Consider the following 14,591-nt stretch of genomic DNA (forward strand, 5'->3'; position numbering starts at 1 on the left):
CCCATGGTCCCGATGCGCCACACGCGCCCGTGCAGCGGGCCGAAGGACGTGCCGATCTCGATGCCGAAGTCGGTCAGCAGCGCGGCGCGCGCGGCGTCGCCCGGCACGCCGTCCGGGATCTCCACCGCCACGACGTTGTTCATCTTGTGCGCCACGTCGCCGAAGACCTTCAGCCCCAGTCCCTCGACGCCCGCGAGCATCGCGGCGCCCGCCACCCGATGCCGCTCGATCACGGCGTCACGGCCCTCGGCGAGCATCACGCGCGCGCACTCGCGCGCCGCGTACAGCATGGACGTCGCCTCCGTGTGGTGGTTCAGGCGACGCGGACCCCAGTAGTCCAGCACCATTCCGAGGTCGAAGTAGTTCGACCGGATGAAGTCGGCGGCGCTCTCGTCGCCCTCCTCCCGGATGCCCGCCTCGATCCGCTTCCGCTGCCGGATCACCTCGACGGCGCGATCGGACAGCGTGATCGGGGCGGATCCGCTCGGCCCGCCGAGGCACTTCTGCAGTCCGGCGGTCGCGGCGTCGACGCCCCACGCGTCGGCCTCGAACGGGTTGCCGCCGAGCGACGCGGTCGCGTCGGTGTAGAACAGCACGCCGTGCGCGGCGCACAGCGCGCCCACCTCGTCCAGCGGCTGGTTCATGGTCGTGGAGGTGTCGCCCTGCACGAGCGCGAGCACGTGCGGCCGGACGCGCACGATCGCCTCCTCGATCGCCGAGACCGGGAACACCTGCCCCCACTCGACGGCGATCGTGTGCACCTCGGCGAGCGCGCGCTCGGCGATCTCGGCGAGCAGGTGTCCGAACCGTCCGAACACGGGCACGAGCACGCGGTCGCCGGGCCGGATGAGCGAGACCAGTGCGGCCTCGATGCCCGCGCGGGAGGTGCCGTCGATCAGCAGCGTGGCATCGTTCTGCGTCGCCCAGACCTGGCGGTAGAGCTCCTGCGTGTCGGCCATCGCGGCCGTCATGAACGGGTCGTACTGGCCGACGAGAGGCGCCCCCATTGCCCGCAGCACGCTGGGATAGGCCGAGATCGGCCCCGGCCCCATCAGCAGCCGGGCGGGCGGGTCGAGCGGGTCGATCGTCATGAGGTCTCCAGGGGGGATGAAAGCTCGCGCGCGAGCCGGACGAGGGCGATGTCGGTGCCGGCGCGCGACGCGAGGCACACGCCGACCGGGGCGGGTCCCATCCGCGCGTCGACCGTCAGCAGCGGCGCCGACAGCGCGGGGATGCCGGCGACGGCCGCGGGTGTGGTCATCCGCAGCGTGGCGGTGCGCACGGCGGCCACCCGGGCACCGTCGGACGTCCGCAGGGGCGCGGGGCCGGGCGTGGTCGGCAGGATCATCGTCGCGTCTCGCACGACGGCGTCGATCCGCGTCTTCAGGACGGCGAGCGCCTCGCGGGCAGCGTGCTCCTGCTCGGACGTGATCGCGGCCGCATCGCGGAAGCGCTCGGCGACGGCCGAGCCTGTCGCGCCGGGATGGGCACGGAGCCACTCGCCGTTGTTGCGCCAGGCCTCGGCACCCTGCACGATGCGGAACGGATCGTGGTACCCGGCGAGGTCGCCGATCCGGACGCGCTCGGCCGCGATCCCGAGCCGGCCCAGCAGCGCCTCGAACGCCGCTCGCGTAGCGGGCTCGGTCGCCTCGAGCACCTCCTCGGGGACGACGAACCGGTGTGGCAGGCCCGCGCCGCTCTCGCCCTCGGCGTTCTCGGTCGACGCCGAGCCGTCGTAGCTCAGGCACCAGTCGGCGACCCGCTGCAGCGTCGCGCCGTCGCGCGCGATCCAGCCCACGGTGTCGAACGACTGCGCCAGCGGCAGCAGGCCCTGCCGCGGCACCAGTCCGTGCGTGGTGCGCAGGCCCCAGAGCCCCTGGTACGACGCGGGCACGCGGATGGATCCGGCGGTGTCGGTGGCCAGCCCGATGTCGGCCTGGCCGGTCGCGACGGCCGATGCGGGCCCGCTCGACGATCCGCCGGGCAGCGCTCCGGGCACCGCCCCGTTGGGCGGGGTGCCGTAGTGCGAGTTGTCGCCCGCGATCGAGTACGCGAACTCGTCGGTGCGGGCGATGCCGCGCAGCGACGCGCCGCCGCGCAGCAGGTCGCCGACAGCGGGCGCCGTGCGGGTCTCGGCCTTGACCGACTCGAGGTACGCGGGGTTGCCCGCGCCGATCCGGTAGCCCCTGATCGCGAACAGGTCCTTCACCGCGACCGTGAGTCCCGCGAGCGGACCCTGCCACGCGCCCTGGAACAGCGGATCGCCGACCGTGCGCCACACGGCGCGGTCGAACGCCTTCGGCCGCGGCGAGACGTGGGCCGCGGTGATCCGCCAGCCCTCCGCCGTGCGCGTCCAGACCTGCGTCTGCAGGCCGCGTCCCCCGGCGAGGAAGCGGGAGGTCGAGACGATCAGCGCGACGTCCTCGGCGAGCGCGCGATGCTCGATCCGCTCGATCACGCGGGCGCTCACGCCGCCGCGCTGCGCGCGGAACGCGCTGACCGTGTCGTGCCCCACGAGCAGGCCGGCGTCATCGCCGCGCATCGTGTCGGGCCCGGGCGCGAACCACGCATCCAGCGCGTCCAGGTCGTTGGACAGGATCGCCCGCTCGTACGCGAGGAAGGCGTCGAGGAGGTCCTCGGGCACCGTCTCGGCGCCCGCGACGCTCCGCTCGATCTCAGCCACGGCGGGCCTCCTCCGCCTGCTCCGGGAAGCGCGCGCTCTCGACACCGGCGAAGTCCGCGATCCGGATCCGCGCATGCACGCCCGCCGTGATGTCGACGACCTGCGAGACGTCGAAGTCGGTCGCGGCCGACAGATAGGCGTACGCCAGGTGCTCCTCCATCCCCCAGCGGGACCGGATGAGCGACAGCGCCGCGCGCACGGCGCCGCGCATGGCCTCGCCGAGATCGGGGTCGAGTCCGGTCGGCACCAGGTACTCGGGCGTGCGGACGAGCGGCCCCGTCACCTCGCCGAACGCCGCCAGCGCGGCCTCGCGCGGCACGACGTCGAAACGCAGCGTCGCGCGCAGCGACGCCTCCAGCGCCGTGAGCGCGACCTCGCCGTCGCCCTGCGCGAAGTGCGGGTCGCCCACGAACGCCAGCGCGCCCTCGACCTGCACGGGCAGGTACAGGGTGGTGCCCTCGACGAGCAGCTTGACGTCGATGTTGCCGCCGTAGGCGGCGGGCGGCACCGAGTGCGGGCGCTCGTCGGACGCCGGTGCGACGCCCATCGTGCCGAGGAACGGCGCGATGGGCAGCGTCACCGTGCGGGGCCCGCCCTCGACGACCGGCAGCGTGCCGACCAGGCGCCCGTCGCGCTCCTCCACGGGCGTGAAGACGCTCACGGTCGAGCCGGATCTCGGCAGCTCGCCCGGCAGGGCGCCCTTGCCGTGGCGGTTGGAGATGACGCCGTACGGCACGCGCGGCTGCAGCCGCTCCACCGTGATGGCGAGCAGGTCGCCCGGCCGGGCTCCCTCGACGCGGATCGGCCCCGTGACGATGTGCGGTCCGTCGAGGGCGGGATCGCGCGGGCAGTGCGCGGCGATCTCGATCGCGTCACGCAGCACCGCGCCGTCCGCGACGCCGTGGCTCGCGAAGAAGGCGGCGGGATCCTGCCCCTGGTCGGGCAGCGTGCCCTCGTGACTGACGGTGTCGATCACGACCGTCTCGCCCGACGCGATCGACAGCACGGGTGCGTCGGTGCGGCAGGGCAGCCGGCCCCACAGGATCGTGTCTGGGCCGGCGGGCAGGTATGTCGCACCGTCGGGCACGCCCTCCCCCGACTGCAGGATCGGAAGCGGCGCGAAGGTCGGCCGCTCGGTGGTCAGGCCGTAGCGGTTCGTGTTCACGAGGCTCCTCCCGCCAGCACGTCGCGCCCCGCGCGCACCAGGACGCCCTCGCCGCGGCGGTAGACGGCACGGCCGTGCAGCCACGTCTCGGTCACGGCCCCGGTGAGGTCGGCGCCGTGCCACGGCGAGAGCTTGTTGCGGTACTCCAGCTCGGCCGCGTCGACCGTGAACGGCAGGTCGGGGTCGAACACCGCGAGGTGCGCGGGCGCGCCGACCGCGATCCGCCCGCGATCGGGCAGCCGGACGAGGTCGGCGGGGCCGGTGGTGAACAGGGGCAGGATGCGCTCCAGCGGGATGCCGCGGCGACGCGCCTCGGTCCATACGGCGGACAGGCCCGTCTGCACGCCCGCGATGCCGCCCCAGGCCTCGCCCAGGTCGGACTTCTGCTTCAGGTCGGCCGTGGCGGGCGAGTGGTCGCTCACGATCGCGGCGATCGTGCCGTCGAGCACGCCCTCCCACAGCCGGTCGCGATTGGCGCCGTCGCGGATGGGCGGGCAGCACTTGAACACGCCGGATCCGTCGGGCACGTCCTCCTCGCGCAGCGCGAGGTAGTGCGGACAGGTCTCCACGGTGATCCGCACGCCCTCCGCCTGCGCCGCGCGCACGTCCGCGAGTGCGTCGGCGGCGGAGACGTGCACGATGTGCGCGCGGGCGCCCGTGCGGCGCGCGGCCGCGATCACGATCCGGATCGCCTCGACCTCCGCGGCGGGCGGACGCGTGGCGACGAAGTCGCGGAAGACCGGGCCGTGCGCCTCGCCCAGGTGCTCGTCGACCTCGGCGTGCGCGATCAGCAGGCCGTCGCGCGGGGCGAGCTCGGCCAGCGCCGCCTCGACCTGCGCGGCGTCGAGGTGGCCGAACTCGTCGATGCCGCTCGGCGCGAGGAAGCACTTCACCCCCACGACGCCCGCATCGAGCAGTGCGCCCAGCGCGCCGAGGTTCTCGGGGACGGCGCCGCCCCAATATGCGACGTCGACGGCGAGCTTGCCCCGCGCGGCGGCGCGCTTGGTAGCGAGCGCATCGGGCGACGTCGTGACGGGGATGCTGTTGAGCGGCATCTCGACCACCGTCGTGATGCCGGCGGCGGCCGCGGCCGCCGTGCCGGTCTCGAAGCCCTCCCAGTCTGTGCGGCCGGGTTCGTTCAGGTGCACGTGGCTGTCGACCAGACCCGGCAGCAGCACCTCCCGGTCCTCGAGCACCACGTCGGCCGAGGGATCGAACGGCGCCACGCCGGCGATCCGGCCGTCGGCGATCCGCACGGTGGCGGGCTCGAACGCTCCGTCGATGAAGGTCCGTCGCGCGGCGAGGGACAGGGGTGTCAGCGGGCTCACGTCCTCACGCTATCGACGTCGGATGTCGCGGCTGTTTCGGAGGTCGGGACATCCGGTGCGCTCGGCGGCGCCCCGAGGACGAGAGCGTCGTCCCCGCCGCCTCGGCGCCGCGGCGGTGCCGCGTACTCGTCGCGCTTGCTGACGCCGACGCCCATGCGGGCCATGGCCGTGACGAGTCCGACCGCCGCCGCGACGCCGTCGACGACCGGCACGCCGAGGCGCGCCTCGAGACGGTGGCACAGATCCGCCATCCCCGCACAGCCCAGCACGATCGTGTCGGCGCCGTCGGCGTCGACCGCGCGCTCGCACCAGCCGAGGATCTCGGCGAAGGCGGCGGATCCGGAGTCCTCGAGGTCGAGCACGGCGACGCCCGACCCGTACGCCGCGACGCAGGCCCGTTCGGCGCCGTAGCGGGCGAGCAGGTCGCGGGCGCGGCCGAGCGTGCGCGACAGGGTCGTGACGATCCCGAACGAGCGCCCCGCGAGGGCCGCGACGTGCATCGCGGCCTCGGCGATGCCGACGACCGGCACGTCCACGAGCTCGCGCGCGGCGTCCAGACCGGGATCGCCGAAGCAGGCGATCACGTAGCCGTCGCTGCCGCCGCGTGCCAGGTCGGCGCGGATCGCCTCGATCACCGCGACGGAAGCGTAGGCCTCGTCGACATGGCTCTCGACGGCCGACGGGCCGCGGCCCGCGGCCGGGCACACGGCCGCGATCTCGACGTCGGGGCCCGCGACCTCCCGGGCGGCACGGCCGATCTTGTCGGTCATCGCCCGGGAGGTGTTGGGGTTGATCAGCGTGATGCGCATGCGGTGGGTGTCACTCCTTGGCGCCGGCCGGCGCGGGCTGCTCGAAGGACGCGGCGTGCGCGGCCGTGTCGGGCTGCGCGGTCTCCCCCGAGCGCAGCGTCCCCTCGGCCTCGACGATCGCGAGGGCCGCGGTCGCGGTGTCGGGGTACCCCTCGAGGACGTCGGGCGTGCGCCCGTCGGAGACCCCGGCGGTCTCGCCGTCGAGCGTCGGCACCCGCGGGTGCAGCCGCTCGAACAGCACGAGGAACGCGAAGCCGAGGCCGCAGCCGACGAACCAGCTGAAGTCGCTGATCGCGCCCCAGCCCGCGTCGAGCACTCCCGCGAACACCAGCGACTTCGGCACGATCGCGACCGCGATGGTCGGCACGCCCGCCGCCAGCAGCGCCCACATGGCATTGGGGTTGTAGCCGCGGCGGTACCAGTACCGGGCGCCCTCGTCCATCGTGTACATGTCGTCCACGTGGATCCGCTGCCGCGCGATGACGTAGTAGCCGGCGATCAGGATGCCGAACAGCGGTCCGATCAGCGCGGCGAGGATGCCGAGCGAGTAGTGGATCGCCTGGTCGTTGCCGTACCAGTTCCAGGGCGTCAGGATCACGGATCCGACCGCCGCGATCATGCCTCCCATGCGCCAGCTGATGCGGTGCGGTGCGACGTTGGAGAAGTCGAACGCGGGCGAGATGAAGTTGGCCACGATGTTGATCCCGACCGTGGCGGTCACGAACGTGAGGCCGCCGAGCAGGATCGCGAACCAGTGGTCGATCCGCTCCACGGTGTGGATGGGGTCGGTGATCAGCTCGCCGAACACCGGCACGGTCGCGGACGCCGTGATGACGGTCAGGATGGAGAAGAACAGGAAGTTGATCGGCAGGCCCCAGAAGTTGCCGCGCTTGACGGCCGCGAACGACCTGCCGTAGCGCGCGAAGTCGCCGAAGTTCAGCATCGGGCCCGAGAAATAGGACACGACGATCGCGATCGCGGTGAGCATGACGGGGATGGAGGCCCAGAAGCCCAGCGGCTCGCCGCTGGACAGGTCGAGGCTGATGTTCTCCCAGCCCGCCTGCGACACGAGGTAGACCGCCAGCACGATCATCACGACGTAGACGGCGGGGCCCGCCCAGTCGATGAAGCGGCGGATCGCCTCCATCCCGTTCCAGAACACGGCGGCCTGCGCGACCCACAGGATGGCGTACGAGATCCAGCCGAGCGCGTTCAGCCCGAGGAAGCTGGGCTCGAGCAGCGCAGCGCTGCCGGGGATGAACTTGAGGAAGATGATGTTGAGCGACTCGGCGGCGAGGAACGTCTGCACGCCGTACCAGGCGATCGCGATGATGCCACGGATCACGGCTGGGACGTTCGCGCCCTTGATGCCGAACAGGAACCGGTTCACGACCGGGTAGGGCACGCCCGTGCGCTGGCTGGGCTTGGCGACGAGGTTGGCGAAGACCTGCACGATGAGGATGCCGACGACGAGCGCGATCAGCACCTGCCAGCTCGCGATCCCGAGCGCGAACAGCGACCCGGCCGTCACGTAGCCGCCGACAGAGTGCACGTCGCTCATCCAGAACGCGAAGATGTTGTACGACGACCACTTCTGCTTCCGCAGCGGGGCGAGGTCCTCGTTGGCGAGGCGCCGGTCGTAGCCCGGGCGCATGTTGCCGGAGCCGACGGGATGCCCCGCGGCCTCGATGATGTCCTGTGGTCTGGTGAGGGGTGGGACGGGGGTCGCGGTGGTCTCAGTCACGGTGGAGCCTTTCCGGATCGGGAGGATCAGTCGGGGGTGGAAGCTCCGGAGCGGGATGCTCTCTCCGGACGACGGTTCGTGGCTGTGAAGTTATCGCTTCACGCTTTCCGGAGCCGTGTCGGTCCTGTTTCGCGGACGTAAATCGTTCCGGGGAACGCGTCACCGCGGCCCGGCTACCATGACGGCGTGACCGCACCCGAGCTGGATGCGCCCGCCGGCGCCGCTCCCGACGACGCACGCCGGCACGTCGGCAGGCGCCTGCGCGAGATGCGCGCCCGGGCCGGGGTGTCGGTCTCCGACCTGGCGCGGCGCCTGGGCATCTCGACGAGCGCGATGTCGCAGATCGAGCGCGGCGTGATGCAGCCGAGCGTGTCGCGGCTGATCGCGATCACGGATGCGCTGGGCGTGCCGCTCGCGACGGTGTTCGGGCCCGCGCGTGACGAGGCCTCGCCGGGCGACGCCGCGGGCTATGCGATCACGCGTGCGGCGGACGCCGTCGCCCTCCCCCTCGGCGGCGGCGTGACGTTCCGCCGACTCGCTCCCGGGGACAGCCCGGGCATCGACTACTTCGAATCGGTGTACCCACCGGGCAGCACGGCCACGGGCAAGGACCGCCTGTTCCGCCACGAGGGCTACGAGGTGGGCGAGGTGCTCTCCGGCGAGCTCACGATCGATTTCACGGACGAGATCGTGGTCCTGCGCGCGGGCGACACCATCAGCTACCCGTGCGACGTACCGCATCGGCTGCACAACACCGGATCCGAGCCGGCCGTCGCGCGCTGGCTCATCGTCCATCCGGACCGCTGACGCTCGCGCACGGCGGCGTAACCGGCGCGAAACACCGCCCCGGCTAGCCTGACCCCGTGCTGCTGACCGACTTCGACCGACTGCCCGCTGACGACGCGGCCACCGTGGTGCGCGTCTGGGCGGACGTGCCATGGTGGATCGACCGGATCGTCTCCGAGCGGCCCTTCGCGTCGGCCGCAGCCCTCGAGGCGCGCGCCGCCGAGCTGACCGCCGACTGGACGCAGGACGACCTCGACGCCGCGCTGGCACAGCACCCGAGGATCGGCGAGCGCGCCTCCGGCGCCGGGTCGGATGCCGCGCACTCCCGTCGCGAGCAGAGCGCGATGACGGAGGCGGACGCGAGCACAGCCGCTCGCATCGCCGCCGGCAACGCCGAGTACGAGCGGCGCTTCGGGCGCGTGTTCCTGATCCGGGCGGCGGGGCGCTCGCCCGAGGAGATGCTCGCCGCGCTCCAGCGCCGGCTGGGCAACGACCCGGAGGCCGAGTGGCGTGAGGCGGCGGGGCAGCTTGCCGAGATCGCCGTCCTGCGCCTGCGATCGACCGTCACCGAGGAGGAGGCGTGATGCCGCATCTGACGACCCACGTGCTGGACGCCGCGAGGGGGACGCCCGCGCCGGGCGTCGGCCTCGCGCTGACGACCGCCGCCGGGGATCCGATCGCGGCGAGCACGACCGATGCCGACGGACGCGCGGGGCTCGGGCCGGACCTGCTGGCGCCGGGCGACTACACGCTGCGCTTCGAGACCGCGCCGTACTTCGCCGCGGCCGGCGTGACGGCGTTCTACCCGTACGTGACGGTGACCTTCACCGTCTCGGACGAGCGGCATCTGCACGTGCCGATCCTGCTCAGTCCGTTCGCGTACTCGACCTACAGAGGGAGCTGACAGATGTCGGACCAGCCCGCCCCCGGCGTCGCCGTGCACCTGGGCGCCAACAAGTACGGCAAGGCCGAGAACCGCCTGGTGCGGATCACCCGCGACACCACGCGACACGAGATCGAGGACCTCAGCATCACGTCGCAGCTGCGCGGCGAGGCGCTCGCGGGCTCGTTCCTCACGGGCGACAACTCGCGGATCGTCGCGACCGACACGCAGAAGAACACGGTGTTCGCGCTGGCGAAGACGCACGGCGTCGGCTCGCCCGAGCGGTTCCTGACGATCCTGTCCCAGCACTTCACGGACTCGTTCGACTGGATCGAGGGCGGGCTGTGGCAGGCCGAGCAGTACACGTGGGAGCGGATCCTCGTCGACGGATCGGGCCACGACCACTCGTTCGTGCGCACCGGCGGGGGCACGCGCCTGGCGAGCGTGCAGGTGGTGGACGGCGCGACGCACGTCACGGGGGGCGTCAAGGACCTCGTCGTGCTGAAGTCGACCGGATCCGAGTTCCGCGGCTATCCGAAGACCGCGTTCACGACGCTTCCCGAGACGAGCGACCGGATCATGGCGACGTCGGTGACGGCACGCTGGCGCTATCTCCCCGATGCGGTGGCGGCGGGCGTCGATTACAACGCCGTCTTCGCCGACGTCACGCGCGTGCTGCTGGAGCAGTTCGCCGTCGTGCATTCGCTCGCACTGCAGCAGACGCTGTTCGAGATGGGTCGCGCGGCGATCGAGACGCGGCCCGAGCTGGCGGAGATCCGGTTCGCGATGCCGAACAAGCACCACTTCGTGTACGACCTCGCGCGGTTCGGCCTCGACAACCCCGGCGAGGTGTTCATCGCGGACGATCGCCCCTACGGACTGATCGAGGGCACGGTCGTGCGGGACGGCGTCGCGGGGGCTCCCGACGCGTGGCGGGACGTCCCGTCGTTCGTCTGACGCCTCGCGCTTCTCGCCGCCTCCGTCGTCGGGTGCCGCTCCATCGAGACGTTGCGCTATCTATCGGTTTTCGATAGATTCATCCCGTTCTTCGATGAAGGAGGCCGAATGAGCAAGTACGTCGTCCTGGCGCTGCAGATCGTGATCGCGCTCTCGCTCGCCGGCTCGCTCGTCGTGCAGACCGTGATCCTGCCCCTGCTGTGGATCGATCTCGCGGGCGAGGTGCTGTGGGGCCGGATCGCGCTCATCGCGATCGCCGCGCTGTGGATCCTGGGTCTGCAGATCTGCGCCGTATGCATCTGGCGGCTGCTGACGATGGTGCGCCGCGGATCCGTCTTCTCCCCCGCCGCGTTCCGCTGGGTCGACGTGATCATCGGCGCCATCGCCTTCGACGCGGTCGTGACGTTCGCGCTGGCCGTGCTGCTGGCGATCGGCCCCGCGGCGCCGGGCGTCGTCGCGCTCGTGTGCGGCGCCTCGCTCGTGACGGCCGGCGTCGCCCTGCTCGTCGTCGTGATGCGGCGGCTGCTGCAGCAGGCGATGGACCGAGAGACCGAGGCGCGCACCCTGCGCTCCGAGCTGGACGAGGTGATCTGATGGCGATCATCGTCGACGTCGACGTCATGCTCGCGCGGCGCAAGATGGCGGTCGGCACGCTCGCCGAGCGCGTCGGCATCACGCCCGCGAACCTCGCCGTGCTGAAGAACGGGCGGGCCAAGGCCGTGCGCTTCACGACGCTGGATGCGATCTGTCGCGTGCTGGAGTGTCAGCCCGGCGACGTGCTGCGCTGGGAGCCGGACGCCCCGGCCACCGACGCGGCGGAGTCCGGCGCGGCTACCGCGTGACGACGCCCCCGGCGGCGCTCGTGCGCGCGAGCGTCGCGAGTCCCGACTTCACGCCGGTGACGCGCACCGTGACGACCTTCGCGATGTCGGCCGTGACGAGACGATACGTGCGCGAGACGGCGCCCGGGATCGGGCGGCCATTGCGCAGCCACTGATACGTGATCTTGACCCCCGAGGGGCCCCACGTGCCCGGGTTCAGGGCCAGCGTCGAGCCGGCGCGCAGGGTGCCGGCGACGAGCGGCACGGCACCGGTCACCTTCGGCACGGCCACGGTGACGGCCGCACTCGTACGGGCGAGGGCGGTCAGGCCGGACTTCGAGCCCGTCACGCGCACGCTCAGCTTCGTGGACGCATCCGCCGCCGTGACGCGATACGTCGACCTCGTCGCGCCGGCGATCGCGTAGCCGTTGCGCAGCCACTGGTAGGCGAGCGTGACGCCCGAAGGGCCCCAGGCGCCGGGAACAGCGGTCAGGGTGCCATCGACCGTCGCGGAGCCCGAGATGGTCGGCACGGCGCCGGTGATCTTCTGCACGGGCGCCGCCTTGCCGACGCGGATGAACCCCGACACCTCGCTGATCCTGTACCGGCGCCAGTCGAAGTCGGCGCTGTAGTTGTCCTCCGAGACCGTGAAGGTGCCGGCCTTGACGTCGACCGACTCGACATAGGCGACGTGCCCGAGGCCGGAGCCGCCAATCGCGTTGCGGTCCCACCACGCGACGTCGCCGACGCGCGGCGTGCCCTTCTCTACCGTCAGGCCGGCCCGCTTGGCCTCGGCGCCCCACTGGTACGCGTTGCCGTAGCGCACGAAGCGCGTGACGCCGGCCTTCTGCATGCGGTACGCGACGTAGTTCGTGCAGTTGTGTCCGGCGATCATGTTCCAGAAGGACTGCTTGTAGACCTTGTCGTACCCGGCGCTGCCCAGCCCCGCCTTCGCGCAGGCCGCGAACCCGTCGCAGAGCTTCGGGCCCCAGGTGATCGCCTCCGCGCGCGGGCTGAAGACAAGGGACGCGACGAGCAGCGCGAGCACCGTCAGCACGGTCGTCACGGTCCGGACGCGCAGGCTGGCCGCACGGTCGACGATCGTCACGTCACTCCCCTTCTGTGGCGTACACCGCCCCGCGGAACCCTATCGGTTCCGCGGCCGACAAGCGCGTGCGGCCTCCCGGCCAGCGCGACCCGCCCCACCCGTCGCGCGGCTTGTCAACCACATTGCCCGCCCAGCGGGTGTCCGTACGGTGGTGACATGACCGGAAGCGAACCCGAATCGCCCACGGCCGCGATGCTGGACGGGCGGTACCGCCTTCTCGAGTGCATCGGCACGGGCGGGATGTCGCGCGTGCACCGCGCGGAGGACACCGCGCTCGGCCGCATCGTCGCGATCAAGCTCATCGCCGACATGGGCGACGAGGATGCGGCCCGCGCGCGCAGCGAGGTGGCCGTGCTCGCCTCGCTCAGCCACCCGGCGCTCGTGACCCTGTTCGATGCGCACATCGGCGCGGGCCAGGACTACCTCGTGATGGAGTTCGTCGACGGCCCGACGCTGTCGCAGCTGCTGCGGGAGGGCCCCCTGCCGCCGGCCGAGACCGCGGCGCTGGCGACCGAGCTCGCGGAGGCCCTGCACGCCGCCCACCGCGCCGGCATCGTGCATCGCGACGTCAAGCCGTCGAACGTGCTGCTCGCGTCGACGGACGTGCCGGGCCGCCGCTTCCACGCCAAGCTCGCGGACTTCGGCATCGCGTACCTGCTCCACAGCGACCGGATGACCTCCCCCGGCATGGTGATGGGCACGGCCGCGTACCTCGCTCCCGAGCAGGCGCGGGGCGAGGCGCCGACGCCGGCGACGGATGTCTATGCGCTCGGACTGATGCTGCTGGAGGCGCTGACCGGCGAGCCGGCCTTCCCCCGCGCCACGCCGGTCGCGACCGCCGTCGCGCGTCAGACGACGCGGCCCCGGATCCCCGCCACCGTGCCCGCCGGATGGGCGTCGCTCATCGAGCGGATGACCGCGCCGGATCCGATCGCGCGCCCGTCCGCCGCGGACGTCGCGAGGGAGACCGCCGGGCTCGCGCACGCATCGCGAGCGTCGCAGGAGGCTGATGCCACCATGCCGATCGCGGCCGCCGGCCTGGGCGCCGCGGCCGGTGCCGGCGTCCCCGGCGCAGCAGCCGCCGGTGCGGGTCTCGCCGCGGCCTCGGCCGCCGGGGATGCGCCCACGGCGGCGATCCCCGCGACCGAGGCGATCCCCGCGACCGCCGCGATGCCGGCCACCACCGCGATGCCGACGGGTGCCGCGGCCACGTCCTTGAGCGCCGCGGCCGGGGGCACGGCTGCCGCCGCGCCGCGCCGGAATCGGAGACGTCCCGCGCTGATCGCGACGGGCGCGGCCGCAGCCGCGGCCGCCATCGGGCTCGGCGCCTGGACGCTGAGCAACGTCGACACGGGAGCGGCGGACCCGTCGCGCGGCGTGGCGCCGGTCGTCCAGACCGACAGCCCCGAGACGACCGCTCCCCCCTCTCAGCAGCCGGCCGAGGTACCCGTCCCCGCCACGAACGAGGACGGCACGGACGAAGACCAGCGCAAGGCTGATGAGGAGCAGCGCAAGGCGGAGGAGAAGGCCGCCGAGGAGCAGCGCAAAGCCGAGGAGAAGGCCGCCGAGGAGCAGCGCAAAGCCGCCGAGAAGGCCGCCGAGGAGCAGCGCAAGGCGGATGAGAAGGCGGCCGAGGAGGCCGAGGAGCAGGCGGAGGAGGACGCCGAGGAGGCAGAGGAGCAGCCCCTGCCGACCGAGGAGCCCGCGCCGCCGCCCGCCACCGAGGAGCCGCCCGCCACGCAGAGCCCCGCGTCGTAGTCCCGCAAGAGGACATCTCCGCGGCGCTTCGACGCTACTGCGGAGGCCCGAGCTCCTCGGTGGCGTCGTCGATCCTCTCATCGAGAGACTCGTGTGCGTCGGGGGTCTCGGCGGGAAGCGTTCCCGTGGGACGGTCCACGGGCGGCTCGCCCTCCGCGTTCGCGGGCCCGGGCAGTCCGCCGGGATCCGCCACCCCGTGCTCGGCGGCCAGGCGGTTCGCCTCCTCCGCGTCGGCGATCGTCTTGTCGTCTGCCGGTTCCTGCCCCTGCGGGGCCGTGTCGTCGCTCATGATCCGAGCATCGGGACCGATCCCCGAGGAGGCCAGGGGCTTGCGCGCGGCTCTCGCGTGCGCCAGCGATGTCCGCCGTCCCGCATAGCCTCCTCCTCTGTGGGGAGCACGAAGGTCAGCGAGCAGATGCTCGAGATCGTCGTGTCGAACATCGCCCCGTGCACGCTGCCGGCCGCCGCGTACGGCCCTCGGCCGATCGAGTGGCACAACGATCCGGCGCCCGTCTGGGCGTGGGTCTCATGGCCGCATCGCGCGACCGA

At 72.7% G+C, this 14,591-nt stretch carries 15 protein-coding genes; 7 read left to right on the forward strand and 8 right to left on the reverse strand.

The features are described from left to right. The 6 genes from RIF89_RS04980 to RIF89_RS05005 all read right to left on the reverse strand — a co-directional run. The coding region (locus RIF89_RS04980) for an alanine--glyoxylate aminotransferase family protein (protein WP_309068036.1) at positions 1 to 1,091 on the reverse strand (1,091 nt) is incomplete at its 3' end. Then, on the reverse strand, positions 1,088 to 2,683 hold the full coding sequence (locus tag RIF89_RS04985; RefSeq protein WP_309068037.1) for an AtzH-like domain-containing protein: 1,596 nt from the start codon (positions 2,681 to 2,683) through the stop codon (positions 1,088 to 1,090). The genes RIF89_RS04985 and RIF89_RS04980, both read right to left, overlap by 4 nt. After that, positions 2,676 to 3,848, reverse strand: coding sequence for an acetamidase/formamidase family protein (locus RIF89_RS04990; protein WP_309068038.1), 1,173 nt, complete (start codon positions 3,846 to 3,848; stop codon positions 2,676 to 2,678). Before RIF89_RS04990 ends, RIF89_RS04985 begins: the two co-directional genes overlap by 8 nt. Beyond that, positions 3,845 to 5,176: an allantoinase AllB gene (gene allB / locus RIF89_RS04995; RefSeq protein ID WP_309068039.1), complete on the reverse strand. Its 1,332-nt coding sequence runs from the start codon at positions 5,174 to 5,176 to the stop codon at positions 3,845 to 3,847. Before allB ends, RIF89_RS04990 begins: the two co-directional genes overlap by 4 nt. Beyond that, the gene (locus RIF89_RS05000; protein WP_309068040.1) at positions 5,173 to 5,985 is read right to left on the reverse strand and encodes an aspartate/glutamate racemase family protein; all 813 of its coding nucleotides are present in this window, start codon (positions 5,983 to 5,985) and stop codon (positions 5,173 to 5,175) included. Before RIF89_RS05000 ends, allB begins: the two co-directional genes overlap by 4 nt. Positions 5,986 to 5,995: 10 nt before the next feature. Further along, positions 5,996 to 7,729 (reverse strand): NCS1 family nucleobase:cation symporter-1, encoded by a 1,734-nt coding sequence (locus tag RIF89_RS05005; RefSeq protein WP_309068041.1) that lies wholly within the window; start codon positions 7,727 to 7,729, stop codon positions 5,996 to 5,998. 186 nt (positions 7,730 to 7,915) lie between these two features. On the opposite strand from RIF89_RS05005, the gene RIF89_RS05010 reads away from it, so the two are divergent. From RIF89_RS05010 to RIF89_RS05035, 6 genes are all read left to right on the forward strand, one after another. Continuing rightward, the gene (locus RIF89_RS05010; RefSeq protein ID WP_309068042.1) at positions 7,916 to 8,536 is read left to right on the forward strand and encodes a helix-turn-helix domain-containing protein; all 621 of its coding nucleotides are present in this window, start codon (positions 7,916 to 7,918) and stop codon (positions 8,534 to 8,536) included. 56 nt (positions 8,537 to 8,592) lie between these two features. Next, on the forward strand, positions 8,593 to 9,099 hold the full coding sequence (uraD, locus tag RIF89_RS05015; RefSeq protein ID WP_309068043.1) for a 2-oxo-4-hydroxy-4-carboxy-5-ureidoimidazoline decarboxylase: 507 nt from the start codon (positions 8,593 to 8,595) through the stop codon (positions 9,097 to 9,099). Continuing rightward, complete coding sequence (gene uraH, locus RIF89_RS05020) at positions 9,099 to 9,419, forward strand: hydroxyisourate hydrolase (RefSeq protein ID WP_309068044.1); 321 nt, start codon at positions 9,099 to 9,101, stop codon at positions 9,417 to 9,419. The genes uraD and uraH overlap by 1 nt, the downstream gene beginning before the upstream one ends. A gap of 3 nt (positions 9,420 to 9,422) precedes the next feature. Continuing rightward, complete coding sequence (pucL, locus tag RIF89_RS05025) at positions 9,423 to 10,355, forward strand: factor-independent urate hydroxylase (RefSeq protein WP_309068045.1); 933 nt, start codon at positions 9,423 to 9,425, stop codon at positions 10,353 to 10,355. Positions 10,356 to 10,463: 108 nt separating this feature from the next. Then, the gene (locus tag RIF89_RS05030; protein WP_309068046.1) at positions 10,464 to 10,949 is read left to right on the forward strand and encodes a DUF2975 domain-containing protein; all 486 of its coding nucleotides are present in this window, start codon (positions 10,464 to 10,466) and stop codon (positions 10,947 to 10,949) included. Further along, positions 10,949 to 11,197 (forward strand): helix-turn-helix transcriptional regulator, encoded by a 249-nt coding sequence (locus RIF89_RS05035; protein ID WP_309068047.1) that lies wholly within the window; start codon positions 10,949 to 10,951, stop codon positions 11,195 to 11,197. Before RIF89_RS05030 ends, RIF89_RS05035 begins: the two co-directional genes overlap by 1 nt. On the opposite strand, the gene RIF89_RS05040 is transcribed toward RIF89_RS05035, so the two are convergent. Continuing rightward, on the reverse strand, positions 11,187 to 12,284 hold the full coding sequence (locus RIF89_RS05040; RefSeq protein ID WP_309068048.1) for a CHAP domain-containing protein: 1,098 nt from the start codon (positions 12,282 to 12,284) through the stop codon (positions 11,187 to 11,189). The two genes, RIF89_RS05035 and RIF89_RS05040, sit on opposite strands and share 11 nt — an antisense overlap. Before the next feature lie 156 nt (positions 12,285 to 12,440). Here RIF89_RS05040 and RIF89_RS05045 point away from each other — a divergent pair, with 156 nt between their 5' ends. After that, positions 12,441 to 14,042, forward strand: coding sequence for a protein kinase (locus RIF89_RS05045; RefSeq protein WP_309068049.1), 1,602 nt, complete (start codon positions 12,441 to 12,443; stop codon positions 14,040 to 14,042). A gap of 34 nt (positions 14,043 to 14,076) precedes the next feature. On the opposite strand, the gene RIF89_RS05050 is transcribed toward RIF89_RS05045, so the two are convergent. Next, positions 14,077 to 14,331 (reverse strand): hypothetical protein, encoded by a 255-nt coding sequence (locus RIF89_RS05050; protein WP_309068050.1) that lies wholly within the window; start codon positions 14,329 to 14,331, stop codon positions 14,077 to 14,079. Between the last annotated feature and the right edge of the window lie 260 nt (positions 14,332 to 14,591).

The sequence above is a fragment of the Microbacterium sp. genome, assembly GCF_031178525.1.
In the GTDB taxonomy this organism is placed as follows: domain Bacteria; phylum Actinomycetota; class Actinomycetes; order Actinomycetales; family Microbacteriaceae; genus Microbacterium.